At 42.6% G+C, this 24,542-nt stretch carries 16 protein-coding genes and 1 pseudogene; 11 read left to right on the forward strand and 6 right to left on the reverse strand.

What is annotated here, in order from left to right:
• Positions 1–1,123, reverse strand: a 1,123-nt coding sequence (locus ACM0OY_RS17680; RefSeq protein ID WP_414570154.1) for a FecR domain-containing protein, incomplete at its 3' end; no start/stop codon positions are given.
• Positions 1,124–2,113: 990 nt separating this feature from the next.
• Here ACM0OY_RS17680 and ACM0OY_RS17685 point away from each other — a divergent pair.
• Positions 2,114–3,577 (forward strand): hypothetical protein, encoded by a 1,464-nt coding sequence (locus ACM0OY_RS17685; RefSeq protein WP_414570155.1) that lies wholly within the window; start codon positions 2,114–2,116, stop codon positions 3,575–3,577.
• A 60-nt stretch (positions 3,578–3,637) separates the two neighbouring features.
• On the opposite strand, the gene ACM0OY_RS17690 is transcribed toward ACM0OY_RS17685, so the two are convergent.
• Positions 3,638–4,459: a sulfurtransferase gene (locus ACM0OY_RS17690; protein WP_414570156.1), complete on the reverse strand. Its 822-nt coding sequence runs from the start codon at positions 4,457–4,459 to the stop codon at positions 3,638–3,640.
• A gap of 60 nt (positions 4,460–4,519) precedes the next feature.
• On the opposite strand from ACM0OY_RS17690, the gene ACM0OY_RS17695 reads away from it, so the two are divergent.
• The 4 genes and pseudogenes from ACM0OY_RS17695 to ACM0OY_RS17710 all read left to right on the forward strand — a co-directional run bounded on the left by ACM0OY_RS17695 (position 4,520) and on the right by ACM0OY_RS17710 (position 9,324).
• Positions 4,520–5,473, forward strand: coding sequence for a tRNA (5-methylaminomethyl-2-thiouridine)(34)-methyltransferase MnmD (locus tag ACM0OY_RS17695; protein WP_414570157.1), 954 nt, complete (start codon positions 4,520–4,522; stop codon positions 5,471–5,473).
• 568 nt (positions 5,474–6,041) lie between these two features.
• On the forward strand, positions 6,042–7,271 hold the full coding sequence (locus tag ACM0OY_RS17700) for a two-component system response regulator (protein WP_414570158.1): 1,230 nt from the start codon (positions 6,042–6,044) through the stop codon (positions 7,269–7,271).
• Positions 7,272–7,489: 218 nt separating this feature from the next.
• Entirely contained in the window at positions 7,490–8,839 is a 1,350-nt protein-coding gene (gene glmU / locus ACM0OY_RS17705) for a bifunctional UDP-N-acetylglucosamine diphosphorylase/glucosamine-1-phosphate N-acetyltransferase GlmU (RefSeq protein WP_414570159.1), read from the forward strand.
• 40 nt (positions 8,840–8,879) lie between these two features.
• Positions 8,880–9,324: pseudogene (locus ACM0OY_RS17710) on the forward strand (DUF29 family protein).
• Here ACM0OY_RS17710 and ACM0OY_RS17715 read toward each other — a convergent pair.
• Together ACM0OY_RS17715 and ACM0OY_RS17720 are read right to left on the reverse strand one after the other, a co-directional pair.
• Positions 9,315–10,268 carry an isoaspartyl peptidase/L-asparaginase gene (locus ACM0OY_RS17715; RefSeq protein ID WP_414570160.1) on the reverse strand — a complete coding sequence of 318 codons (954 nt, stop codon included), beginning with the start codon at positions 10,266–10,268 and terminating at the stop codon, positions 9,315–9,317. The pseudogene ACM0OY_RS17710 and the gene ACM0OY_RS17715 sit on opposite strands and share 10 nt — an antisense overlap.
• Positions 10,265–10,462 carry a DUF2256 domain-containing protein gene (locus ACM0OY_RS17720; protein WP_414570161.1) on the reverse strand — a complete coding sequence of 66 codons (198 nt, stop codon included), beginning with the start codon at positions 10,460–10,462 and terminating at the stop codon, positions 10,265–10,267. The genes ACM0OY_RS17715 and ACM0OY_RS17720 overlap by 4 nt, the downstream gene beginning before the upstream one ends.
• Before the next feature lie 675 nt (positions 10,463–11,137).
• Here ACM0OY_RS17720 and ACM0OY_RS17725 point away from each other — a divergent pair.
• The 4 genes from ACM0OY_RS17725 to ACM0OY_RS17740 all read left to right on the forward strand — a co-directional run bounded on the left by ACM0OY_RS17725 (position 11,138) and on the right by ACM0OY_RS17740 (position 17,579).
• Complete coding sequence (locus ACM0OY_RS17725) at positions 11,138–11,332, forward strand: hypothetical protein (RefSeq protein WP_414570162.1); 195 nt, start codon at positions 11,138–11,140, stop codon at positions 11,330–11,332.
• Positions 11,319–13,331 (forward strand): ATP-binding protein, encoded by a 2,013-nt coding sequence (locus ACM0OY_RS17730; RefSeq protein ID WP_414570163.1) that lies wholly within the window; start codon positions 11,319–11,321, stop codon positions 13,329–13,331. Before ACM0OY_RS17725 ends, ACM0OY_RS17730 begins: the two co-directional genes overlap by 14 nt.
• A gap of 13 nt (positions 13,332–13,344) precedes the next feature.
• Positions 13,345–17,097 (forward strand): PAS domain S-box protein, encoded by a 3,753-nt coding sequence (locus ACM0OY_RS17735; RefSeq protein WP_414570164.1) that lies wholly within the window; start codon positions 13,345–13,347, stop codon positions 17,095–17,097.
• A gap of 104 nt (positions 17,098–17,201) precedes the next feature.
• Entirely contained in the window at positions 17,202–17,579 is a 378-nt protein-coding gene (locus ACM0OY_RS17740) for a response regulator transcription factor (protein WP_414570165.1), read from the forward strand.
• Between the two features lie 356 nt (positions 17,580–17,935).
• On the opposite strand, the gene ACM0OY_RS17745 is transcribed toward ACM0OY_RS17740, so the two are convergent.
• Positions 17,936–20,884: a GAF domain-containing protein gene (locus ACM0OY_RS17745; protein WP_414570166.1), complete on the reverse strand. Its 2,949-nt coding sequence runs from the start codon at positions 20,882–20,884 to the stop codon at positions 17,936–17,938.
• A 136-nt stretch (positions 20,885–21,020) separates the two neighbouring features.
• Here ACM0OY_RS17745 and ACM0OY_RS17750 point away from each other — a divergent pair, with 136 nt between their 5' ends.
• Both ACM0OY_RS17750 and ACM0OY_RS17755 read left to right on the forward strand, forming a co-directional pair.
• Positions 21,021–21,977, forward strand: a complete 957-nt coding sequence (locus ACM0OY_RS17750; RefSeq protein ID WP_414570167.1) for an alpha/beta fold hydrolase — start codon at positions 21,021–21,023, stop codon at positions 21,975–21,977.
• Positions 21,978–22,195: 218 nt separating this feature from the next.
• The gene (locus tag ACM0OY_RS17755) at positions 22,196–23,338 is read left to right on the forward strand and encodes a quinone-dependent dihydroorotate dehydrogenase (protein ID WP_414570168.1); all 1,143 of its coding nucleotides are present in this window, start codon (positions 22,196–22,198) and stop codon (positions 23,336–23,338) included.
• 42 nt (positions 23,339–23,380) lie between these two features.
• Here ACM0OY_RS17755 and ACM0OY_RS17760 read toward each other — a convergent pair whose 3' ends face one another.
• Positions 23,381–24,106 (reverse strand): hypothetical protein, encoded by a 726-nt coding sequence (locus tag ACM0OY_RS17760; protein WP_414570169.1) that lies wholly within the window; start codon positions 24,104–24,106, stop codon positions 23,381–23,383.
• Positions 24,107–24,542: the final 436 nt, after the last annotated feature.

The following is a 24,542-nucleotide window of genomic DNA, read 5'->3' on the forward strand; positions in this document are numbered from 1 at the left end:
CCATACCTCCACCAGTGTTTTCATTACCTATGCCTCCACCAGTGTTTTCATTACCCATACCTCCACCAGTGTTTTCATTACCTATGCCTCCACCAGTGTTTTCATTACCTATGCCTCCACCAGTGTTTTCATTACCTATATTTACAACAGGAGTCTGAGGTCTGGTTGTGGTTCCAGTAGAATCAACAGAAACATTATTGTTCGGGGGAATTGTGTTGTTATTATTACTGCTCGGAGTGGGCTGCTCAGTGTTTGAAAGGATTTGCCCGGTTTCTTCAAAGGAGTTTACTGGAGACTCATTCGCTATAGAATCTATTGAGGAATCATTTGTAACAACATCGTTAGTTGTGTTATTTGAAGGGCTACTAGTTAACTCTAAGAAAGATGGGTTTTCCACTACTCCCTGACCTGTCAGTGGGGACTGTGCTTGTAAAGCCGCAACAGTTTCAGCTTGAACGCTGGCGATCGCTGGGTCAGCAGTAGGTGTAGCATTTTGCCTATTTAAATCCAATCCCCGAACCAAATCACTAGTTTCATAAAAATTTCTCAGATCAAAATCGTATAAACCCTGAAATTTGCCTTTAACTATAACCATCAGCTGTCCTGCTTGCAGCACCTGAGTTTGAGAAGCTTCCTTGTTAGAAACTTCAATGCCACTATTTGTCAGGGCACCTACAACCGTGGTATCTGTTTGTTGGTCATAGCGTACAAATAATGCTGAACCACGAATTGCCGCTGCTGCACTTGGGGTTTGTATACGTGTTTGCCCCCTGCCAGGTGGTATAAGCAACAACGCGGTTCCGTTTGACAGTCTAAAGCTGCGAGTTTTGGGTAAAAATTGAAAGATAGCCTGCTCCCCTACTCTTGCCAATGAGCCGTCGTTAAACCGTAAATCCGCTAGAGAAGCTCGACCAGTTGCTAACCCATCCCCAGGAATCATTGCATCTGATTTTTGTGCAGGACGCTTCTTAAGTTTATTTTTGGGTATTAGTTGTACTAAATTACGGAGGTTCTGAATCTCGGCTCGTGTTAGAGGAGTTACAGCACTTGCCCGATCTGGCAAAGGCAGTACCACAATTCCCCATAGACCAATTACTAACAGCGGTAACGATTTATTAAACATAATCTGATAACTTATAAACTTCAACTAATACCAAATACACTAATGCTTTAGGCTGCGGCTAATGGTTATAACCAGTTGTTTGAGGTAAATTTATTTGCAATTTAGCTTACACTTAATAAGTAAAATAAACAAATAATAAGTATGTATCTATTTTATTTAGTTTTTTATTCTAAAACTTACGTTTTATGCAATAAAGTCTAGACAGGTTTAAAGGTTGACGTTCAATATAAATCATTAAATGAATAATGATTTCAAGGATATCTTTGAAAGTATTGAATATTTCATCATATTCACCATGACCCACTGAAAAAGGAGTAAAAAAATCTGAAATTACTCTCGGTAAACGTGGATTTGCGGACAAAGATAAGTATTGAATACAACACTAAGAAGCTTGCAGATATCCTCTGACAGATAATTATTTATTTTCACTTCAACCAACGAGAAGTTTCTGGATGCCTGTTACCAGGTCAATTGACAGGTGTATTTCATTAGCGTTCTTCTATTACTCTCATAATATTTTTATGAGAAAGTCTCACAAATCCTTTGCCAGATTTTCTTTGAGTTAAGAGAGCCTAGGTTAGGATTACATTTGTTAACAATTACTGTAAATGGTACAGTAGGTAATTTGTAGAAACTATAAGTTTCAATGTGATAGAAGAACGGTAATTTAGGTCAGCACAATCAAAATTAATCTTTTATAGTTATCATTTGTCATTAGTAAAGATTTTAGGATGTTTACATTTTATAATCTAGTTCTGTTTGTTCCAATCTATATTATTTAACAATAATTGAGGGAAACTGATATCAGAACAGATGATTATGACCAAAAAAATCTGACAGTAAATCCGAAAAGCAGCAATTTGGCTTTGTAGATATCAGTATATACCTAAAAAGCTGAGCTACATACACTAAATTGTATGTTTTGAGTAGGAACTTATAATACAGCCTCTAGGTCTATATTCGCCAAACGCGTTCAACGCAATCTAACAGATGCGATTCAAGAACTGGAAAAATTTGTTTTTTTGGATTTTGTTAGCTTCCACAACTGGAAGCTGGTTTTGCATCAGAGTAGATGCGGCAGAATCTCCAAATAATGATTTGGCACCAATGGGTCGCACCCATTCTTCCCCAACTTCTCGACAAGGCGCTACGCCAACAGCACAGCAAGTGGGGGAGGAATGGCCGCCTCAAGATTGGTTACTGGGTACTGAGTATCGGGGAAGAAATTCTTTTAAGATTTGGTTGGGGTATGAATCTCCAGTTCCCAGTTCAAAAATTGCATCATTAGCAACTACACAGGTAACTTATCAGCAATGTCAGGATTTAGAACAAGACACAATTAACTCCTCATGCAAGGACTCGAGTCAGTCGCAGACTTTGGATTTGCAGACGCCGTTAAATTTGGCACAGGAAACACCAGAAGTTACACAAGCACAACCAACACCAACCCCAGAAGGTGGCGATACTCTAGAACAAAATGATCCGCCACAGCTAGAATCTCAGCCAAGTAATTTGCCTACATCTCCTCCAGACTCAACAGACCAATTGTTGAATTTACCTGAGATAAATCGTTCTCAAAAGCTAGAAAGGCTAAGAAAGCTGCTGCAACAGCCAAAACAGCCGCCTGAGTCTGATAGCGATCGCGAATTGGGGTTACGCGTGCGGTTACGACCCCTAGAACAACAGCCATTGCCACCGCAACCTGTAAGTAAATTTAAACCCGTTGGCTATTTACAGGGTCGTGTAGGTTACTTCCAGACAACTAATATTTTTTCCTCAAAAAATGATCCAACAGAAGATGGTTTAATCATTTCTGGGCTGACACTAGCCTCTGCATATTTACCTGTAGGATCTAAAACTTATTTAAACGGCTCAATTGATGCCAATATCATTCGATATCTAGATCAATCACAATTTCATTACAACCAGATAAGATTTAATCTCAGTCTTTACCAGCAGTTATCGCGGCGAATGTACGGAGAAGTCAGTTTCAGCAATCAGCAGTTATTTTATGGCAACAACAGCGATCGCCCCAATAGCTTCAAAGCAGGCGATCGCTTTTTAAACGAAAATTCCGTGCAACTGTCTTTCGGACGGCGAGATCCCTTAACCTCAAAATTAATGCTAGATAGCTTCTACGAATTGAGCGTCAGTTTTGCCGATCCTCAAAGTCGCAGTCGGATTATCAATTCTTTTTGGTTTTCTCTAAACTACTACTTGCAAAAGCCTCTCCAAGTTGGTATTGACTACCAAGTCAACTTTTCTGACTTTACACAGCGCGATCGAGAAGACCAATTTCATCGGTTATTCGCACACTTAAATTACCGAATATCTGATTTTAGCAGCATGAATGTCCAGACTGGGGTTACTTTGGGTAGTTCAACCGCCCAAAACATTGATTTTGATGGCTGGTTCTTCAGTATTAATTACAATTTGCAATTAGGCCGGTTTTAAAACAGTGCTGAGTTATGAGTTAGGAGTTTTAATTCTTAACTCCTCACACCTAACTCATAACTATAAATAAGAAATCCAATCACTCCAGCTGCCAGCATAAAGTTTACCTTTACTGATGTCGGCTAATTCTAGGGAAAGCAAATTTACACAAGCGGTAACGCCGGAACCGCAATAAACTAAGATTTCTTTGGCTGTTTGTAGCTTCTCCCAGCGACGGCGTTGTTCTGTTTGGGGAAGTAGGTAACCTGAAGAATCTGTAACTTCTTGCCAAGGATAGTTAACCGCACCAGGAATATGTCCGGCAATTTTATCAATTGGCTCACGTTCACCTCGGTAGCGATCGCTTTCTCTAGAATCTACCAGTACCACATCTGGTCTATCTTTATGGCTTTTTACCGCTGCAATATCTACAACTTTTTCTGTTTGCACTTGAGGTACGAACGTCGCCATTCGCGGCTGAGGAATAACATCCGTAATAGGATAGTCAGCTTTTTGCCATCCGCTAAAGCCTCCATCAAGTACTGCGACTTGTTCGTGTCCTAGATAGCGCAACAGCCACCACAAACGAGCTGCAAAAGCAAAGCGTGAATCATCATAAGCTACAACCAGGGTTTTTTGGTAATTTACTCCAATTGATGCAAATTTGTTAGCGATATCATTAGGGTTAGGTAAAGGATGTCTCCCGCCATGCTTACCCACTGGACTGGAAAGATCCTGATTCAAATCTAAGTAATATGAACCCTTAATATGACTTGTTTCATACTGTTGTTGTCCTAGTTGTGGATCGGCTAGAGAAAAGCGACAATCCACAATGACTACCTGCGGATCTTCTAGATGTTCAAACAACCAAGCTGGGGAAACAACAAATTGGGAATTGGGCATGAGGAAATGAGGGGGACGTAGGGACGCGGGGAATAACCAATGACAAATGACTAATGACAAATGACTAACTTAGAAAATTTTACACCTCAGCTCACAGCAGATGGTTCCTTCACTTTCGTTTCTCAAGAGTTTGGTGAATCCTTTCACAGTCATTATGGTGCGAAACAGGAAAGTTTTTTCAAGTTTGTGGAACCAACTCAGCTGACTAAAGCAGCGCAAAAACCTGTCTTGCGGCTGTTAGATGTTTGTTATGGTTTGGGATACAACACCGCTGCTGCTTTGCAAACAATTTGGGCAGTGAATCCTAATTGTAAAGTTGAAGTAATCGGTTTAGAACTGAATCCAGCAGTACCACAAGCTGCGATCGCTCATAATTTGTTCGACAATTGGAACTGCAACTACATTGAAATTTTGTCCCAGCTAGCTTTTGAGAATCAAGTACAAACAGCTTGTCTGAAAGCAAAATTATTGATTGGCGATGCGAGAAAAACAATCGCAGTAGTACGTGAATCAGATTTCTGGGCTGATGCAATTTTCCTCGATCCATTTTCACCACCACAGTGTCCCCAATTATGGACTGTTGAATTTATTAAACAACTGTCATTGTGCTTACATCAAGATGGTTTCTTAGCTACTTATTCTTCTGCGGCGGCTGTACGCACAGCACTTTTGTCTGCTGGCTTGGCTATCGGTTCTACCTCACCGGTGGGCAGGCGATCGCCTGGTACTCTGGCAGCACACATCAGAGAATGGGCAGCAGGAGAGAACGCGAGCAGGGAACAGAAATTTCCTCTGTGCCCCTCCTCTTCCCCCCTTTCTCAAGCTGAGAAACAACACTTACTAACTCGTGCTGCCATTCCCTACCGCGATCCTGAATTGGGAGATCCTAGTCAGGTGATAATCAGGCGACGACAACAAGAGCAACAAGCCTCTTCACTTGAACCTACCTCCCATTGGCGAAAAAGGTGGCTATCGACAACACAAGGCAGGGATTTTATCGGAACTAGTTTGTAGTTGCATAGCGATGTCTACGACGGGCTAGGCCTACGCGACTACAGCCTCGATCGTCAGCGATAGATTCCAGAAAACTTAGACATTTGCCCCGAAAATTCTGATTTCATTTTCTAATACCTAGACAACGAGTTTTTTCGAGCCAAATAATTTAAACTATAATAAGTAGCCAATATTACATGTTTGTTAACAGTATTTAACTATTGCTATAACTGAGTAAGTAAAAACGTGTATACCTAATGATTACCTACAATACTACCAACTACAAAGCTCAGATTTTTCTCGAAAGCACCAAATTACAAGCTTTTCTGATGTTGCTACGTGAAAAATCTCCGTAAAAAGCCTGATTTAACATTTGTAGTAATTTATGATACTGGAATTAGAAGAAAAAAATTTGACAACAATATCCTTTTTATTCGTAACATAAAAAATACATCCGGTGAAAAATCCCGTTCGGCAGCTTTACATCACACATAACCTCTATGGAAACCCTAACTCAAATACAGTCGAATACTAAATTTATTTTTGAAATCTGACACTGTTAACTTGTGGAAATAATTGGAGTCCCTTTGTGATTAAATGGAAATCCAACCATAGAGGCTTTACAGAAGAAATTGATAATGGGTCAAACCCCCTAAGCAAAGTGAAAAGTATCGGTTCAAATCATGCCGTAGGATCGCAAAATATAGAGGGTTATTCTTTAGGCTTATCTCAAGAAGACTTGATGCTTGAAGATGACCAAGCAGTGTCTTCTTGGATGAAAACTGATGTTAATTGTAATCAAGATTCATTGGTCTCTAAAACACTACAAGCCAAAGGTTCCAAAGTGAATGGGTTTGATTTAGATCCACCAAAGGTTTTAGTGGTTGATGACCATGCTGCCAGTCGCATGACTGCTGTTGCCCTGTTGGGGATGGAAGGATACGAAGTTATTGAGGCCGACAGTGGTTCTATTGTTGTGGGATTGGTGACGCAAAAGCAACCAGATTTGATTTTGCTGGATGTGATGATGCCGGGAATGGATGGATTTGAAGTCTGTCAATTACTTAAACAGGATGAACAAACCAGACTAATACCAGTAATTTTTATTACAGCATTAAATGACAGGCGATCACGCATTCGAGGCATTGAAGTTGGTGGAGATGATTTTCTTACCAAACCTTTTGACCGTGTAGAACTCGCGGCACGTGTCAAGTCCTTGGTGCGGCAAAAACGTCTCAACGAAGATTTAGATCATGCCGAACAAGTACTGTTTTCCATTGCCATGTCTATTGAAAGCCGCGATCCCAACACAGGCGGGCATTGTGAACGACTGGTAAAACTCGGACAAGCTTTTGGTGAATACCTCAATCTCTCACGGTATCAAATTCGAGATTTGATGTGGGGGGGTTATCTCCACGATATCGGCAAGGTGGGTATTCCTGATGCGGTGCTGCTGAAAAAAGGCCAACTCACCCCTGAAGATTGGCAGATTATGCGGCAGCACGTTTTAATCGGAGAAAAAATCTGCCAGCCACTACGTAGTATGCGGGGCGTAATTCCCATTATTCGCTATCACCACGAACGATGGGATGGCTCAGGCTACCCCGATCGACTCAAAGGGGATGAGATACCATATTTGGCGCAAGTATTTCAGTTAATTGATATTTACGATGCCCTAACCAGCGAACGACCTTACAAAGAAGCGATGACAACGCAAGAAGCACTTTCTGTAATGCTCAAAGAAGCTGATTCTGGTTGGCGCAATCCCAAACTAGTGCAGCAGTTTGCTGAGTTTATTCACTGTTGTCAAGAAAAATAGAGGGAGTGGGGAGTAACGATCTATAGCTACTGTAATCAATGCTAATGCTAATTAGTACTATTATACTTTAGGCTTTTGATCAGTGAACTTCTTCTGAATTCTGAATTCTTACTGCTTTGCCGATTTCAGGGTTCTATGATTAGCTGGTATGATTTGAGCCTAGATTTTGAAGTACCAACAGCATTAATCACAATTTTACTGATAGCTGATAGCTAATTATGGTAATTGTAGCAATTTTAGCAGCCGGACGCGGCACACGGATGAAATCAGGCTTACCCAAAGTTTTACATTCTTTGGGTGGGCGATCGCTAGTAGAGAGAGTTCTTGAAAGTGTAGAACCTCTTTCACCTTCACGGCGAATTGTGATTGTAGGGTATAAGTCCGAGGAAGTGAAAGCTGCTATGAATTCAATCCCCAACTTAGAGTTTGTCGAACAAACTGTGCAATTGGGAACAGGTCATGCCATCCAGCAATTACTTCCCTACTTACAAGATTACACTGGGGATTTGCTCGTAATGAATGGTGATTTACCGTTAATACGTAGTCAAACCCTTCAGCAGATGTTACAAACTCACGCCCAAAATCAGAACGCCGCCACTATTCTCACCTCACAACTACCCGACCCCACGGGCTACGGGCGCGTTTTTTGTAACGATGAAAATATCGTCCAGCAAATGGTCGAACACAAGGATTGTAATCCCGCTCAAAGAGAAAATCACCGGATTAACGCTGGGGTTTATTGCTTTCGCTGGGAAAATTTAGCTAAGGTACTCCCTCACCTACAAGCAAACAACGCCCAAAAAGAATACTATCTCACTGATGCCGTGACTCAGGTCGGACAAGTAATGGCAGTGGATGTGGAAGATCATCAAGAAATTCTCGGCATCAACGATCGCCTGCAAATGGCCACAGCCTACGAAATTTTGCAAAGGCGAGTCAAGGAAAAATGGATGTTAGCAGGTGTGACTCTCATCGACCCCACAAGTATCACCATCGATGAAACAGTCAAATTACACCCAGATGTAATTATTGAACCCCAAACTCATCTGCGCGGAAAAACGGTGATTCAAACAGGAAGTCACATTGGACCGGGAACTTTAATCGAAAATAGCCAGTTGGCTGAAAATGTCACAGTCCAGTATTCAGTAGTAACAGATAGCACTGTACAAGCAGGTAGCCGAATTGGCCCCTATGCCCATTTGCGGGGTCACGTACAAGTGGGTGCTGGTTGTCGTGTCGGAAATTTTGTGGAATTGAAAAATACACACTTAGGCGATCGCACGAATGCAGCACATCTATCGTATTTAGGCGATAGCGTTGTCGGCCATCAAGTGAATATTGGTGCAGGTACGATTACTGCCAATTATGATGGCGTTAAGAAACACCGGACTAAAATAGGCGATCGCACTAAGACTGGTGCTAATAGCGTTTTAGTAGCTCCAGTTACCTTGGGTGATGATGTGTATGTGGCTGCTGGTTCCACAATTACAGAAGATGTTCCTGATGATGCTTTGGCGATCGGCCGTAGTCGTCAGGTGGTGAAACTAGGTTGGCGTAGGAAGAGTTAGTAAAGCGATAATTAAATCATCAGATTAGCTGATTCAACGAATGGAAGAACTGCTAGAACTTAGCCAACTTCTAGAACAAGGCAAAATCCATGAGGCGCTGGTGTTGGTGGATGAGTTAGAAGAAATCAGCCTGAGTGACAAAATCAATAAAATTGATAGTTATGGGGTGATTCTTCTCATCCATATTAATTAAATAAAAGGCTGAAAAACGTTCTACTCGCTCTTGGGATGTTTCTATTGAAAATACGGTACGGGAAATCAACAAAATAAATAAGCGCCGCAAATCTGGTGTCGTGTACTTGAATCCCGCAGAATTAATGGATATTTTGCAACAAGGATATCAAGTCGCACTCAAAAGAGCAGCGCTAGAAGCTTTTGTTCGCGCAGCGTTCCGCAGGAAAGGGCGTTATGAAGCCCAAGAATTAGCCACAATGGTTGACCAGCACGACATTTTGTCTGAAGCGCTGATATTAATTCAGCAATAGCCTATTAGTTCATTGTCAGTCCATTCCAAGGTGTCACCAATTTTTTCGCCGTCGTGGTAGGCAGCGAGTAAAATTTCGCTGGTTTTACCCCAAGCGATCGCCCCACTAGCATCTAAAGCGATCGCTCCTAAATCTCGTTTATTTTGATACGCTTCCCCCAAGGATCGCTGCATCGCATCCTTGAGTGACATCCCATCTGTGACACGCACAACAATCCTGGCTGCTAAACATTCATCAATAATATCTTCTCCAATACCAGTACAACTAACTCCAGCTTCCTTGGTAGCATAATTACCTGCTGGCATAGCAGAATCACTTACCCGTCCAATGCGCTCAAAGCCTTTTCCACCAGTGGAAGTAGCAGCACTTAGCCCCCCATAGGCATCTAAAGCTACCACGCCGATAGTGCCCCGTCCAGCATTACTGGTTTCTACCAGTTCGGGTTCTGCTATGACGTTAGCCATTGTGCTTTTAAAATTGTCCTGGCGTTCTTGTATCCACTCTTGCAATCGTAAATCAGTTAAAGCGTTATAGCTAGGAATTTGCATTTCCCGTGCTAATTCAGCCGAGCCAAAATCTGACAGCACTCGGTCTGGCGAGCTTTGCAAAAATTGTGCTAACTCAATGGGATTTTTCACCCGCGAGATATTAATTACGCCACTAAATCGCCCTAATGCGCCATCCATCAACGAAGCACTCATGCGGATTTGTCCATCAGATTGCAGTACTGAACCGGTACCAGCGTTAAAGCGGGGGTCATCTTCCAGCATTTGGCAACCCTGTACTACCGCTTCAGAAGCTGTGGCTCCGCATAATAGCGAAGAATAGACTTGTTCTACTACTATATGGAGCGATCGGCGTACCGCTTCCAATCCTCCTTTACCGTGGAGAGAACTACCAGCCCCGCCATGAATAATTAATTTAGGTTGCACCTGTAACTTCATTGATCCTTTGCGCTATTTGCGTCTGTGTTACGGTTAGTTTCATTTTGAGCTTCAGAACGGCGACGACGACAACGTTCTGAGCAGTATTTCACATCGTCCCAGCAATCTTGCCACTTTTTACGCCATGTAAAAGGACGCTGACATACCGGACAGATTTTTGTAGGTAGGTCAGATTTAGAACGAACACGCCCCATATCAATACTGTGTAGATGAGAATTTGCTTTCTGAGAGGGATGGAAAATAATTATAACCAGTTTGCTACGAAGGGAGGATACATTAAGCAAATAAATGTCGTATTAATCTCTCCTGAGACTTATTTTTGAAGTAGCTATCTGGAAAGATAGGATTTGATATTAGATGGCTTTAATTTTACTGTGTACCTCTTGGCAGGTAAATTCAGTGGCTAAAGCTAAGGTAATTTGTTGTCACTCTCTACCAAGTAATCGACTATTGAACTAATAACTCCCTTAAGCATCTGAGGATAATATTTCCCAAGCGATCGCTAACAGTAGAGTTTGCTCAGCTAGCTTTAATATCATGTTCGGGTGAAGACTTATCATTAGGACTGACGCGGAAGGGGACGCTCTGACGCGGAGAAACTTTAATAATAAGTGATTATCCGAACTTGATATAATTCCCTACTTGTACCAATTTCTTCAGATACTCAGAACGAAAATAGTTTTCTTGGGCTAGCTGTAGCTGTTTTGAGGTAATTTTCAATGGCAGCTAGGTGATTCTGGGCTATATGCATCCCCGCTGGGACTTGTTGATCGGCACAAGCGATCGCTAAACGCTAAGGAAGCTACACGAATGAAGCAGATCTTTGTTGCAGAGTTTAAAGGTATTAGCCGCCGCTTCATTTCACTGTTATGCCACCAATCTTTCTGGGAAAACTAGTCTTATTAGCAAATTATTATATTTCCGAGATTTTTATGGAAATTCCTAAAATGCCTGCCTTGCGAAAGTTACTTGCAGGGATGGTACATAAGATTAATCACTCGGTTGTTTTGATTGCCGGAAATTTGCAAGCCACTCAAAAAGAGGTGTTTCATGTCGGCAGTTAGTTTGAGAAAGATTCTTAATAAAGAAGAGTTGCCATCTCTCCTTCAGGACTTAGTATACCAATTGAAGATCGCAATTGATGTTGAACTGCTAGACGGCACAAAACTAATTAGTATTGGCAAGCAAATATTAGAAAATCGATATCCAATTGAGGTTTCAGGAGAAACCATCGGTTGGGTTATTGGCGAACAACAGGCAACTTTAGTAGCAAGTTTGCTTTCCCTTTTGGCAAAACAAGAGGCTGAGAAGAAAATACTCGCTAAAGAATTGCTAGAACGATACCAGGAAATTGATTTATTTGAAGATATTTCGACTCAACTGACAACGAGTTTGGATAGGCGACAGATTGCCCAACTCGTGCTTCAGGAAATGAGCCAATTGATTGAATCGTCAGCAGGCATGATTTTACTGCTAAGTTCCGATGCAGCTGACTTTGAAATCATTGCCGAATTTGGAGTGTTTTTTAAGGAGAATCAGCAAGAACCCGGTAAGGGAATTATTGGCAGCATTGTGCAATCAGGTCGAGCAGAACTCGTCAATGACGTGCAAGCCGATTCTCGATTATGTAAAGAGAAAAACGTCAAGGCATTGATTTGTGTACCTTTAAGAGCAAAAGAGCGAGTAATCGGAGCGATCGCCATTGGCACAGACAAAACTGACTCCTACAGGGCTGAGCACCTGAAACTTGTGAGTATCTTTGCCTCTCAAACAGCGATCGCGATCGAAAAAGCTTTACTTTATGAGCAAAGCACCCAAGCAGCCATCGAAGCAAAAGCGCAGACACAAAAACTTCAACAAGCTCTCCAAGACTTGCAACTGGCACAAACTAAGTTAATCCAAAGCGAGAAAATGTCTTCTTTGGGGCAACTCATTGCTGGAGTCGCCCACGAAATCAACAACCCAGTGAACTTTATTTGCGGCAATTTAAAATATGTTGCAGAGTACGCCAAAGACTTATTACACCTGCTGCAAGACTATCAGAAATTTTTACCTGTGGCTCCTCCAGATCTGCAATCAGAGTTAGACAGTATCGATTTGGAATTTATCATGCAGGATCTTCCCAAACTGCTGGATTCGATGAAATTGGGTAGCGATCGCATTGTGGAAATTGTCCAATCCCTAAAAAACTTCTCCCGCCATGACGAAGCTCAAATCAAAGCTGTTAACATCCATGACGGCATCGACGGGACGCTGATGATTCTTCGCCATCGCCTGAAAGCATCTGCTCATCGTCCGGCAATTGAAATCGTCAAAGAGTATGCCAAACTTCCCCTAATTGAATGCTACCCAGGACAATTAAATCAAGTGTTTATGAACATCCTGGCAAATGCCATTGATGCACTCGAAGAGGCAATGGGAAATGGAGAATGGCGAAAACACGAGTCAGAATTAACTCACAATTTACAAATCACAACTCAACACTCCCCTACTCCCCAAATCACCATCCGCACCCAAGCCCTAGATAACGGGTGGGTTGTAATTCGCATTGCCGACAATGGGCCTGGCATGAAGGAAAGCCTCATCCAACGCATTTACGATCCCTTCTTCACTACCAAAGAGATTGGTAAAGGAACTGGGTTAGGCATGGCAATCAGCCGCCAAATTGTTGTAGATAGACACGGAGGAATTCTCAAATGTCGTTCTCAATTGGGCGAAGGCACAGAATTCTGGATTCAAATTCCGATGAATTATTCAGTAGTAGAAGCTTTAGCAGCGCAAAGTGACACAAATTCTACTTCACCCACTCCCAGAGCCGAACTATGCCCCACTGCCGATCGCGAGGGCTTCATTTCATCAACAATACCAATGCTCAAACCAGCGGATTTGCTCATCCGCCATACTCAACTAATCCAGAGACTTTCCCAGCAGAGTCCAGAGTTTGGCAGTGCATCACCCGATCAAATTTACCAGCTGTTCCAACGCCACCCAATTTCCTTAAAGCTTTATGCCACCTTGTTGTCTTGGTTCTGTTGTCATAATCCCACCCATCTAAATGACTGAGGAAACCTCAACCATGTCTAGCCAAGTTGATGAATACTACCGTCAGCTATTTCAACAATGTCCAGTTGCTCTGGTACTGTGCCGAATGAATGGCACACTGATTGACATTAATCCTGCTTATGCGGCGATTATAGGGCGGACTGTCCCAGAAACCCTGAATCTTAACTACTGGGAGATGATGCCCCAAAACTATGCCGATGAATCAGCGACCTTAGAAAGCCTAAAACGGACTGGCCGCTACGAACCTTGTGAGAAAGAGTACATTCACAAAGATGGGCATTTGATTCCAGTCAGGGTTTCTGGAGTGTTGGTTGAGCAGAATGGCGATCGCCTAATTTTCTCAACTGTGGAGGACATTAGCAACCTCAAGCGTGCCCATCAAGAACGCCAAGAGTCCGAAAAAATCTTGAAACAGAGCGAAGCACGATACCGGTCTTTGGTAACAACTAACACGCAAATTATTTGGGTCAGCACACCAGAAGGAATTTGCTTTGAACTGGCAAGCTGGATTGCTTATACAGGTCAAAGTTTAGCAGAAGCTGAGAATGGAGGTTGGATTGATGCCGTTCATCCCGATGATCGCGCCTACACCGGAGAAGTCTGGAGTGCTGCCGTAGCCAACCGCAGTCTTTATCAAATTGAATACCGAATTCGTGGGAAAGATGGTAATTATCGCTACTTTTGGGTCTGGGGTGCTCCAGTAGTCGAAGAAGACGGCAATGTCCGGGAGTGGATTGGCACCTGCACCGATATTCACGATCGCAAGCTGGCAGAAGCCGAAAATCAGCGTCTTAAAGAACGATATCGCACTTTAGTAACTACTACTTCACAGATTATCTGGGGGGCTACTCCGGAAGGGCTGGGAATCAGCAGTGAAATGCTGACTTGGATGGGCTACACAGGTCAGACAGAAGAGGAAGTCGGAGGTTGGGGCTGGCTAGATCCGATTCACCTTGACGATCGTGCCCACAGTGCAGAAGCTTGGAATAATGCTGTGGCAAACCGAGGTATCTACCAAACTGAATACCGACTACGTGGCAAAGATGGCATATACCGCTACTTCTTTGTCTGTGGTGCCCCTGTCTTGGAAGAAGATGGCAGCATTCGCGAATGGATTGGCACTTGCACTAATATTGACGATCGCAAGTTAGCAGAACAAACTCTGCAACAGAGCGAACAACGGTTTCGCTCTCTGGTGACTACTATTTCACAAATTGTCTGGGTGGCTACACCTGAAGGAGTGGGAATAACCAGTGAAATGCACAGCTGGATGGCGTACACTGGTCAAACTGAAGCAGAATTTCAGGGATTGGGCTGGCTCGATGCTATTCATCCCGAAGATCGTGTGCACACAGCAGAAAGCTGGACTGAGGCTGTGGCAAACCGGAATTTATATCAAAGCGAATACCGCCTGCGTCGAAAGGATGGTACATACCGTCATTTTTCTGTTTGTGGCACTCCCATTCTGGAACCAGACGGCAGCGTCCGAGAATGGATTGGCACCTGCACCGATATTCACGATCGCAAGCTCGCAGAAGCGGAAAATCAACGGCTGATGGATATGTTAAATCATTCCAGCGATGCCGTCATTGTGCGCGACTTCACCACCAATATTATTCACCACTGGAGCCAGGGAGCAGAACGACTCTACGGCTGGAGTTGTCAAGAGGTGAAAAACCGAGCCATTATTCATAACTTGCTAGACACAATATTTCCTAAACCGCTAGCCGAAATCCAGGCTGAGTGTTTGCAGCAGGGTACTTGGGAAGGTGAACTGCAACACACCACCCGGAATGGCAGATTGATCGCTGTCCAGAGTCGCTGGACAGTTCAACTGGATGCATCTGGTCAACCTTGCGCTACCCTGGAAATCAATACTGATATTACTGCCCGCAAACAAGCAGAAATCGCTCTGCGGCAACTGAATCAGGAACTAGAAGCCAGAGTTGTAGAACGGACGGCTGCCCTGGAAAATACTTTAGCAGAAGCTCAGGGTTTAAACGCCATTTTAGACAACTTAGCAGATGGTTTGTTAGTAACAGATATCACCGGACAAATCACCCACTTCAATCCTGCCTTTTTAGCTATGTATGGATTGACAGCCAACATCGTCAAAGGTCACTATCGGGAACTACCGATAGCTGGTTTAGCAAATTTGGTTGAAAAAACTCAGTCCCAGCCCCAAGAAGTGTTTGCTGCTGAAGTTGCCTTAGTAAAAGAACGTATCGGTCAGGCAGTAGCCAGCGCCATTTTTAAAAGGGCGGGCAATGAACCTAATGCCTGCTTTGGTTCGGCGTTACTGATTCGAGATGTAACTGCGGAAAAGGAAATCGACAAGATGAAGACCGATTTTATCTCTACAGTTTCCCACGAACTGCGGACACCACTGACTTCTGTGCTTGGTTTTGCATCCATTATTAAAGAAAAGCTAGAAACTGATGTGTTTCCCATGCTTGCTACCGAAGACCGCAAGCTTCAGAAAACAATTAAACGGGTGGGTGACAATCTCAACATTATTGTGTCTGAAGCAGAACGGCTGACATCTTTGATTAACGATGTTTTAGACATTGCCAAAATGGAAGCAGGTAAAGTGGAATGGCAAATGCAACCCCTCGATCCAACTGAGTTACTAGATTGGGCAACTACTTCCACAGCAGCATTGTTTGAAACCAATGGCTTAGAGTTAATCACAGAGATTGAACCAGGATTACCTCAAGTAATAGGCGATCGCAACCGTCTGTTACAAGTCTTGATCAACTTGATTTCCAATGCTATCAAGTTTACCGAATCCGGTTCTATCACCTGTCGCATCAAACAACAGAACAACGCCATTTGTATTAGTGTTATTGACACAGGCGTTGGCATTGCACCCGAAGACCAGCCGAAAGTGTTCGAGAAATTCCGGCAAGTTGGCGATACCCTCACCGACAAACCCAAAGGTACAGGCTTAGGGCTGCCCATCTGCAAACAAATCGTTGAACATCATGGCGGTAGAATCTGGGTAGAGAGTGAGTATGGCAGAGGTAGTACGTTTTCGTTCATCATTCCCATCTACACCACTAACCACAAAACCAGTGCCAAGCTCAATCTAGATGCCCTAGTAAAACAACTCAAAGAACACGTCATCACAACAACCGCCGTCTTGAACGAAAATCGCAAAACCATTTTGGTGGTAGATGATGATGCCAACATTCGAGAACTACTGCGTCAACAGCTAGAAAACGAAGGCTACAACGTTCGAGAAGCCAAAGACGGCATGGATGCAATTCATCAAATCAAAACAGCCCGCCCTGATTTGATTCTTTTGGACGTAATGATGCCTCAAATCAACGGCTTTGACGTAGCAGCTGTCCTGAAAAACGATCCTCATACCGCAGATATTCCTATCATCATTTTGTCAATTATTGAAAACAAAGAACGCGGCTACCATATTGGCATTGACCGCTATCTTACCAAACCCATCAACACAGAAAAACTCCTTGCTGAAATTGGCTTACTAGTTTCTCAAGGTACTTCCAGTAAAAAGGTATTGGTAGTTGATAAAAATGCCTCAACTTTAAAAACCATATCAGATGTGCTACAAACTCAGGGATACAACGTAATAGAAGCTTCTAATCCTCAAGAATGCATCCATAAAGCTTTGTCAGCTAAACCTGACATGATCATTATTGATTCTATGTTTTCTCAAGAAACCGATTTGGTCAAAACTCTACGCTTTGAGAAAGGCTTGGAGAATGTATTCTTCATTATGCTGTCCGATCGCTAATTTAGGGAATGGGGAGTAGGGTACATAAGGGATAAGTTGCAGCACTCTTTCCCCTTTGCCCCTTTGCCCCTCCACTCCTTTGCCTCTTCCTACTCCCCAATTTTATGACTCAAAAAATTCTGATTGTTGACGATGAACCCAATATCTTGATTTTGATGGAACAAGCCCTAGAAGATTTAGAAGATGAGGGGGTTGAACTTTTAACTGCTAAAAATGGTGAAGAAGCTCTCGAAATGATTAAAACTGAAAAACCAAACCTAGTTTTTCTCGATGTGATGATGCCTAAAATGAATGGTCTAAAAGTCTGCCAGATTGTAAAACACGAACTGCAAATGACTGACGTTTACATCATAATTTTGACGGCTAAGGGACAGGAATTTGATAAACAAAAGGGAATTGAGGTTGGTGCAGACTTATATCTGACTAAACCATTTCGCCCCAAAGAAGTACTTGAAAAATCAATGGAGGTGTTAGGCTTTTAGATTACCTTTGAGAAGGTTATAGCAATTTGAAAAAAGAATCTGACAGATACATACTCCTGGGAGCATCTCACTTTTGTAAAAACACGTTTGCCCTAGCGAATGGAATTCGCGGCTATACAGGCAAAACCCACCTTCGTGGGTTTCAAATTCTTAGAGTCCGCGTAGGCGGACTTCGTTTGTGTAGCTGCGATTTCTAATCGCTTGGTATATTTGCTTAATTTTGACCCTTCTCTGCGAAACGCTACGCGTAGCTTGCTTCCCCGTAGGGGTACGAATCCGCTCAGGGTTAAATTTTGAATTTTAAATTTTGAATTTTGAATTCGGAGCGAAGCGACGTGACTCCTCAATTCTGCTGTTTAAGAATCATTACCTGCTAACGGTAAAACCAATCGGCTGACTACCCGATTATCGGGTAATTGATAGAAGTTCAATTCTCCTCCTAGTTCCTGCATGAGGTTTTGGCAAATTATCAGGTGTAAGCCTGGTGGTTGGTCGAGGCTAGAGGGAGCAAGGACATCTTTGAGTGGATTTTTATTTAACTCTGTTAGTAGCTGTGGTTCAATCGCACCATTGTGTGTAATCGACAGTTCTAGGGATGTCTGATGAGCAGCTCCCACTCTGACAGCAGAATCTAGCCGAAGTTCCGATGGATTTCTCTTGGGATCTGTGGGTTGATGGTCAGTTAAACGCCGACACCAAATGTCAATTCTGCCGCCGATTGCAGAACGGTTACAGGCATTAATCAACAATTCATGGATAACTAATTCAATTTTCATAATATCGCCTGCGATCGCCATTGCTGATTGAGGGTTGGCGCTAGGAACACTTTTGGGTAATAAACAGCTTTTTGGTGATTCTCCATCCTCAATCGGTTGTCCCAATCCATGCACGCCAATCCAGAGTTTTTGTTGTTTGAGTAAATTGTCGATGCGTTCGAGCGATCGCTTTAATAAACTGGCTATGGGCATAGTTTCCCAACTCTTGTGTAGCTGCCATTGCTCTAGTTTTAGCAATCCACTCATGGAGGTGGCTGTGTGGTCTAACTGCCGTAGCAACAGCTGGTAGCGCATCTGAGTCAGTTCATTTGCAGGAATCCCTAGATCGCGTATTTGACTCAGAGACACCGCTGTTATTCTTTGGATTTCTTCTAGGCGACGGTGTTTGTACCAATTGAGTTGTCGTAATTCTTCAGTTGTGGACTCTAGAAGTTGATTAATTTGCTTTTGACGACGCCACCAAGCTAATTGAGAAATCAGAGTTGCTGTGGTATTCAGGCTTTGTTCTGACCAGCGACGCTCTTGAGTGTCTGCTAACAAAACTACACCTGTGGTTTCATGCTCAATATTAGTACGTAAGGCCATGATGAAAATTTGACCTTTGTCTGGCGTATTTAACCATTTCCGAGTTTCCGCAGGTAAATCATCTACCTTGAGGATCAGGTAACTTTCTGTATCTAGTGACCACTGAATTATCGCCTCATTTCGTGTGGAAATTGATGCATCGGCAAAAATTCCAAATTGGCTACTGGTTGTGACTCCAGGTATAATTTCTGCCCAATCTTCACCAGGCGACCAAGAAAATAGTACCGCTAGCGGACAGTTAAGAATCGCTGCTATTTGTTCTAGAACTGTACATTCTAGGTGTTTTTTTCCGGCGTCAATTTTGCTGTTGTAGGATTGTGGCAAAATATCTAGACATCGCTCAAATGCTTGGGAAATTTTTTGCTGGTGCTGGGTGCGGTTGTGCAATTGCCACTGACGAATAATTACACCAATTTGTTGACTTACAGCCCCAAGCAATTCTTTTTCTAGAGTTGTCCAACAACGATGGCTTTCGTGAGCGATGACTAAAATTGCTGGTGGGATTTGACCCTGGAGGCATTTACAAATCAATAGCGATCGCATTCCATTTTCTAACAACAAACCACGCCAATTAAAAAAGCGTAAATCCTCATCTAAGTTCTCAATTTCTATTGCTTCATTTGAACGTTGCAAAAGTTGTCCATCTAATTCTTTGAGAGTATCGAGACCAAATTTTAACGGTCGGCGATTATGGGGCTGACTTTGATAAATAAATTGATAATTATTCTGTTCTGAGTCATACTGCAATAGCAAAAAGCGCGTAGCAGCAAATCGAGTTAAAACTTTTTTAGCAAAAATTTCTAAGGTTTCCTGAAGCTCATATTCGCTATAAATGCCTTGGGCAACTTGGCTAGTCAGTTGAGCATCTTCTTGAATTTGTTTGATAGTACTTTCGCTATTTTCAATGGGAGCAATCAACGAGATTAATCCAGCTGCACCTTGGACAAAATTTTTATCTATCTCTGTCCAAATGCGGGGTTCATTACTTTCCACAGCCAAAAAACCCAGCAAGTTTTTTTGCCAGATAATTGGAGCAGCCAAGAGCGATCGCACTTTCAATCGTTGTAGCAATTTTGCCGTAAAATGACTTTTTAAGGAACTACGAGCATCACCAATGGAAACAATTTGGTTCACTGACAAAGCATAATAAAAATCGCTCAATTCCTGCACCGTCATTCCTGCCGCTGGCTGAGTACTAGAATTAGGATCGATTTTTACAAGTTGATTGCTCATGCGACACCAAAAATAGCGCCCTTCTCGCTCAAACCAATAGACATTTGTTCGGTTAGGAGAGACAAATTTATGGGTTGCTTGCACCGCCGCTTCTAGTTTTTTATTCAGGTTACTCAGGTTGCGTAAATTTTCTAGCAATTCTAATAATGGCTCTTCGGTTCGCTTAACTTGCTTTTGCTGCAAATGCATTTCACGTTGATAAAGCACTGCGCCGAGTTCGCCTAAAACCATCATCAAACGTGCTTTTGCTTCGCCTGTTAGTAGGTAGCCCCAGCGTTCTGAACCCATTAACAGCAAACCTAAACAACGGTCTTTATAGCGAATTGGGATAACAATCGTTCCTTGGATTTGGAATTTTTCTGCGACTTTTCGCCATTCAGCGGCCCGGGTTTCAGCTCGCAAATCAGCTACGCCCAAGGGATGCTGTTCAATTACTACTTGCTCTAATAAATCCCCAGGACTAATAACAATTTTTTGGTGTAAAAGGCTTGTATCTTTGTTAGGAATTATACCACCTTTACCAAACAATATGTGGTTGAGGCGATCGTAAAGAGCAATCCAAATTAATTTGTAGTCAAACTGTTCTTGAAGATAAGAAATAATAATTTCAATCAGAACATCAACATCATCTTCTTCCCTGAGGCTCTGTAGGACGCGCCCCAATGAAAGGATCTGCTGTTCAGCGGCTATAGTTTTTTGCGGCTGCCCCATCTGATTTATCGTTTTACATAACTTGTAATATATAAGATGCCCAGAAAAGCACTCTGAATAATATCGCCACAGGTATTAAACTAGTCACCAAAACAGTTATTAACAGGTCAATAGTGAAATACAAAAGGTTTTAATTATGAAACAACGCAACTTTCGTACTATCAAGACAAACGGAGTTAGTCTGAGGACAGTTGTTGAGGGTGAGGGACCTCTGTTAATTTTGCTTCACGGTTGGCCTCAATGCTGGTATCTGTGGCGTCACCAAATCGACCCGCTTGTGGAAGCAGGCTTCCAGGTGGCTGTTCCCGACCAACGAGGTTACGGTGGCAGCGATGCCCCAGAAGAAGTTAATGCTTATGACATCATCCATTTAACTGGAGACGTTATTGGCATTGCTGATGCCCTCGGCCATGCAACCTTCACTGTTATCGGCCATGACTGGGGTGCGCCTGTAGCTTGGAATACAGCATTACTGCATGAAGAACGAGTAAATGCTGTTGTTGGTATGAGCGTCCCCTACTCTCGTTACCCAGTGGGAGAATTGACAAAACAAGAGAATTTTGGAGACAACTTTTGGTACATGGTATATTTCCAAAAGCCTGGGATTGCCGAAGCTGAATTTGAAGCCGACATCCGTCGTTCATTACGGATGATTTATGGTATGGGTAGTGGCTCTAATTCTCAAGGAATTTTCTTCAAACCTAAACCATCAACCTCCGGTTTTCTAGACGGGTTAATCGATCCTGAGGAGCAACCTTCGGGGGTAACCCAAGAGGATCTAGATTATTATGTAGAGCAATATAAACGCAGCGGTTTCCGTGGGGGATTAAATTGGTATCGGAACATTGACCGGAACATGGAAGTTACCCCTGAACTGCAAGATAAAAAGATATCACAACCAGCATTGTTCATTGCTGGTGAAAAAGACGTAGTACTCAAGTTTCCTGGAATGAATCTCGATGAAATGAGCAACTGGGTTCCTAACTTGAAAAAGCAAATTATCATTCCTGGTGTCGGTCACTGGGTAAGCGTAGAGTCTCCCCAAATAGTTAATGAAGCCTTACTTAGCTTCTTAAAAGATTTTGCTTCTTAGCAGTGATGTCATGTAAGCTTAAAGACTTATCGTTGAGGCTGATGCAGAAACGCGCAGATGGAAGAACGCGGGGACACAAAGAGATTTTAATGATAAGTCTTTAAGCGGACTTAATAGAACTCCTACAAAATTTTTCAACAAAGCTAAAATCAAAAGCCCACAATTCAGAATTCTGAATTCTGAATTCTGAGTTCTGAATTCTGTTTATATCAAAGCTAATGGATATTTATCAAGTTGCAATTCGTCCACTGTTTTTCAATCTGGTAAAAGCAGACCCAGAGTGGTTACATCAACAGACAATTCGCAGTTTTAATTGGCTATCCCAAACAGGCACTTACCCCCCTGCAAGTTGGGTAAATCGCCGTTTAGAAAAATCTTTGTGTTTGCACGATTCACGCCTAGAACAAAATTTGTTTGGGCTAAAGTTCCCCAATCCTGTAGGTTTAGCCGCTGGCTTTGACAAGGATGGTGTTGCTGCTAACATTTGGTCTAGCCTGGGTTTCGGCTTTGCGGAATTAGGAACTGTAACTTTTCATTCACAGCCAGGAAATCCCCGTCCCCGTTTGTTTCGCTTGCCGTTGGATAAAGCTGCTCTCAATCGGATGGGCTTTAATAATAGTGGTGCAGCGGCAATGGCAGCAAGATTGGCAGGGGAAAACAAGGAGTTAACTCGGTCAATACCCATAGGAATAAATTTGGGTAAATCTAAAGTAACTCCTCTCGAAGCTGCGGCACAGGATTATCTTGAGAGTTTTCGCTTGCTCAAGGATTTGGGAGATTATTTTGTTGTTAATGTTTCTTCCCCAAATACGCCAGGGCTACGATCGCTCCAAGATGCTGCCATGCTTAGTGCCATCTTAGAATTATTACAAACAGAAAACGTTGCACAAAAACCTATTTTTGTCAAGATAGCGCCAGATTTAGAATGGGAAGCGATCGCTGACATTATTTCTTTAGCCAAAACCTACCAACTAGCCGGAATTATCGCCACTAATACTACTATCAGTCGTGATGGACTCAAAACTCAGGTGATTGAGCAAACACAGCATACACCCCAGTCAGAAGCTGGCGGAATTAGCGGTGAACCATTGCGGAATCGCTCCACTGAGGTAATTCGTTTTATCTGGCAGCAAACTCAAGGACAAATTCCCATTATCGGCGTTGGTGGCATTTTTTCCCCAGAAGATGCCTGGGAAAAAATTATTGCTGGTGCTAGCTTGATCCAAGTTTATACAGGCTGGATTTATGAAGGTCCACTGATGGTACGCCGAATTCTTAAAGGTTTGCTTTCCCATTTAGAACAAAGCGGATTAAATTCCATCAGCGAAGCCGTGGGTTTAGAAGTAAAAAGTAAAGCCTGAAGCTTCTTTATTTTTGCCTTTTACCTTTTGCCTTTTGCCTTCTTATTCTCCCTCCACAGGAAAAAACTCTTTAGTTTTTTCTGAATATGACCAGGCGATACCATCGGGGTCTTTGCTGCGACTCCACTCAGGGAATTCTGGATCGTTGCGCCGTTTATAAACCGTGCTGGAATAGACATTTAGTCGCTTGGCTAATTCAGATTGAATCAAAGAGCCAAAAACTAATTGTTTTTCTAGCGTTCGTGTTACTTCGTTATGGCTTAGTTGTGGGAGTGATTCAGTTTCTAGTTCTTCCTCCTGTAGTGTTGGTGGCGGTGGTGCTAAAAGCGATCGCGCAGTTTTGGTAACTGGTTGAGCAGGAAGTTGCTTGACAGGCTCACTACTGTCAAGAATATTGCCCAAAATACTGCCAGTTATAAAGTAATAATACTGGCTCTCGTCTTCAGAATTTACGATACTAGCGCCAAATTCCTGAGCTTTAGTATCTAAGTAGCGTTTTGCCGTTGTTCCAGGAAAATTACCCCTGATTGCCAAGTCCATTGGCGTCAGTTTGCCCTGATTTTCCCGAACCAACTGATGAAAAATTGGGTTAACTCGCCGAGTCCACTGTTGCCATTGATATTCCTGCCAAAGCTTGAAGGCAATTACCAGCACAATTGCTGCCAGTAAAATTCTCCACGTGGCAACTAGGAAAATAATCAAAAACGAGAGGGGCAAAAGTATAACGAGAAAAGCCTTACCGTTACCTTCTATGGATTTTTCACTCATGCCGATTTTTGCCAAGTGAATTTTGGAAAATAATATTATTATATTGGCAAAAATTGGGACGTTTTTTTGTATAGTTTGGCAAATTTGTCGGCAAAAATTTTCCTTGATAGGTGTTATAGTCACCAAAATCCAGCAAATTGAACACTAAAAGTGAAAAATCCGGCAAAAATAGTTTGCCTTGTGTAGTGAGCTGTAGCGATGCCTGCGGCGGGCTACGCCTACGCACCTGAGTACACCAATACAAATAAATTAGCTTGCCAAACACTTGACACCTCGTATTACATAAACTACATTAATAATACAAGCTGATGTTCATCAAGGAGTTAGCTTTTGTCAGTAGCGGATAGCTCAAATAATAGAGTCCCCACCTTGCCTGTAAAGGCCGATATATCGAGGGTTATCGCATACAGATAACTAAAACACCCTTGATACAACT

Source organism: Nostoc sp. CCY 9925 (assembly GCF_963920935.1).
Classification (GTDB): domain Bacteria; phylum Cyanobacteriota; class Cyanobacteriia; order Cyanobacteriales; family Nostocaceae; genus Nostoc.

Excerpts from the sequence above, each read along its gene's own strand:
- ACM0OY_RS17685 (WP_414570155.1), top strand. The coding sequence starts at position 2,114 with ATGCGATTCAAGAACTGGAAAAATTTGTTTTTTTGGATTTTGTTAGCT.
- ACM0OY_RS17690 (WP_414570156.1), bottom strand. The coding sequence starts at position 4,459 with ATGCCCAATTCCCAATTTGTTGTTTCCCCAGCTTGGTTGTTTGAACAT.
- ACM0OY_RS17695 (WP_414570157.1), top strand. The coding sequence starts at position 4,520 with ATGACTAACTTAGAAAATTTTACACCTCAGCTCACAGCAGATGGTTCC.
- glmU (WP_414570159.1), top strand. The coding sequence starts at position 7,490 with ATGGTAATTGTAGCAATTTTAGCAGCCGGACGCGGCACACGGATGAAA.
- ACM0OY_RS17715 (WP_414570160.1), bottom strand. The coding sequence starts at position 10,268 with ATGAAGTTACAGGTGCAACCTAAATTAATTATTCATGGCGGGGCTGGT.
- ACM0OY_RS17720 (WP_414570161.1), bottom strand. The coding sequence starts at position 10,462 with ATGGGGCGTGTTCGTTCTAAATCTGACCTACCTACAAAAATCTGTCCG.
- ACM0OY_RS17725 (WP_414570162.1), top strand. The coding sequence starts at position 11,138 with ATGCCACCAATCTTTCTGGGAAAACTAGTCTTATTAGCAAATTATTAT.
- ACM0OY_RS17730 (WP_414570163.1), top strand. The coding sequence starts at position 11,319 with ATGTCGGCAGTTAGTTTGAGAAAGATTCTTAATAAAGAAGAGTTGCCA.
- ACM0OY_RS17735 (WP_414570164.1), top strand. The coding sequence starts at position 13,345 with ATGTCTAGCCAAGTTGATGAATACTACCGTCAGCTATTTCAACAATGT.
- ACM0OY_RS17740 (WP_414570165.1), top strand. The coding sequence starts at position 17,202 with ATGACTCAAAAAATTCTGATTGTTGACGATGAACCCAATATCTTGATT.
- ACM0OY_RS17745 (WP_414570166.1), bottom strand. The coding sequence starts at position 20,884 with ATGGGGCAGCCGCAAAAAACTATAGCCGCTGAACAGCAGATCCTTTCA.
- ACM0OY_RS17750 (WP_414570167.1), top strand. The coding sequence starts at position 21,021 with ATGAAACAACGCAACTTTCGTACTATCAAGACAAACGGAGTTAGTCTG.
- ACM0OY_RS17755 (WP_414570168.1), top strand. The coding sequence starts at position 22,196 with ATGGATATTTATCAAGTTGCAATTCGTCCACTGTTTTTCAATCTGGTA.
- ACM0OY_RS17760 (WP_414570169.1), bottom strand. The coding sequence starts at position 24,106 with ATGAGTGAAAAATCCATAGAAGGTAACGGTAAGGCTTTTCTCGTTATA.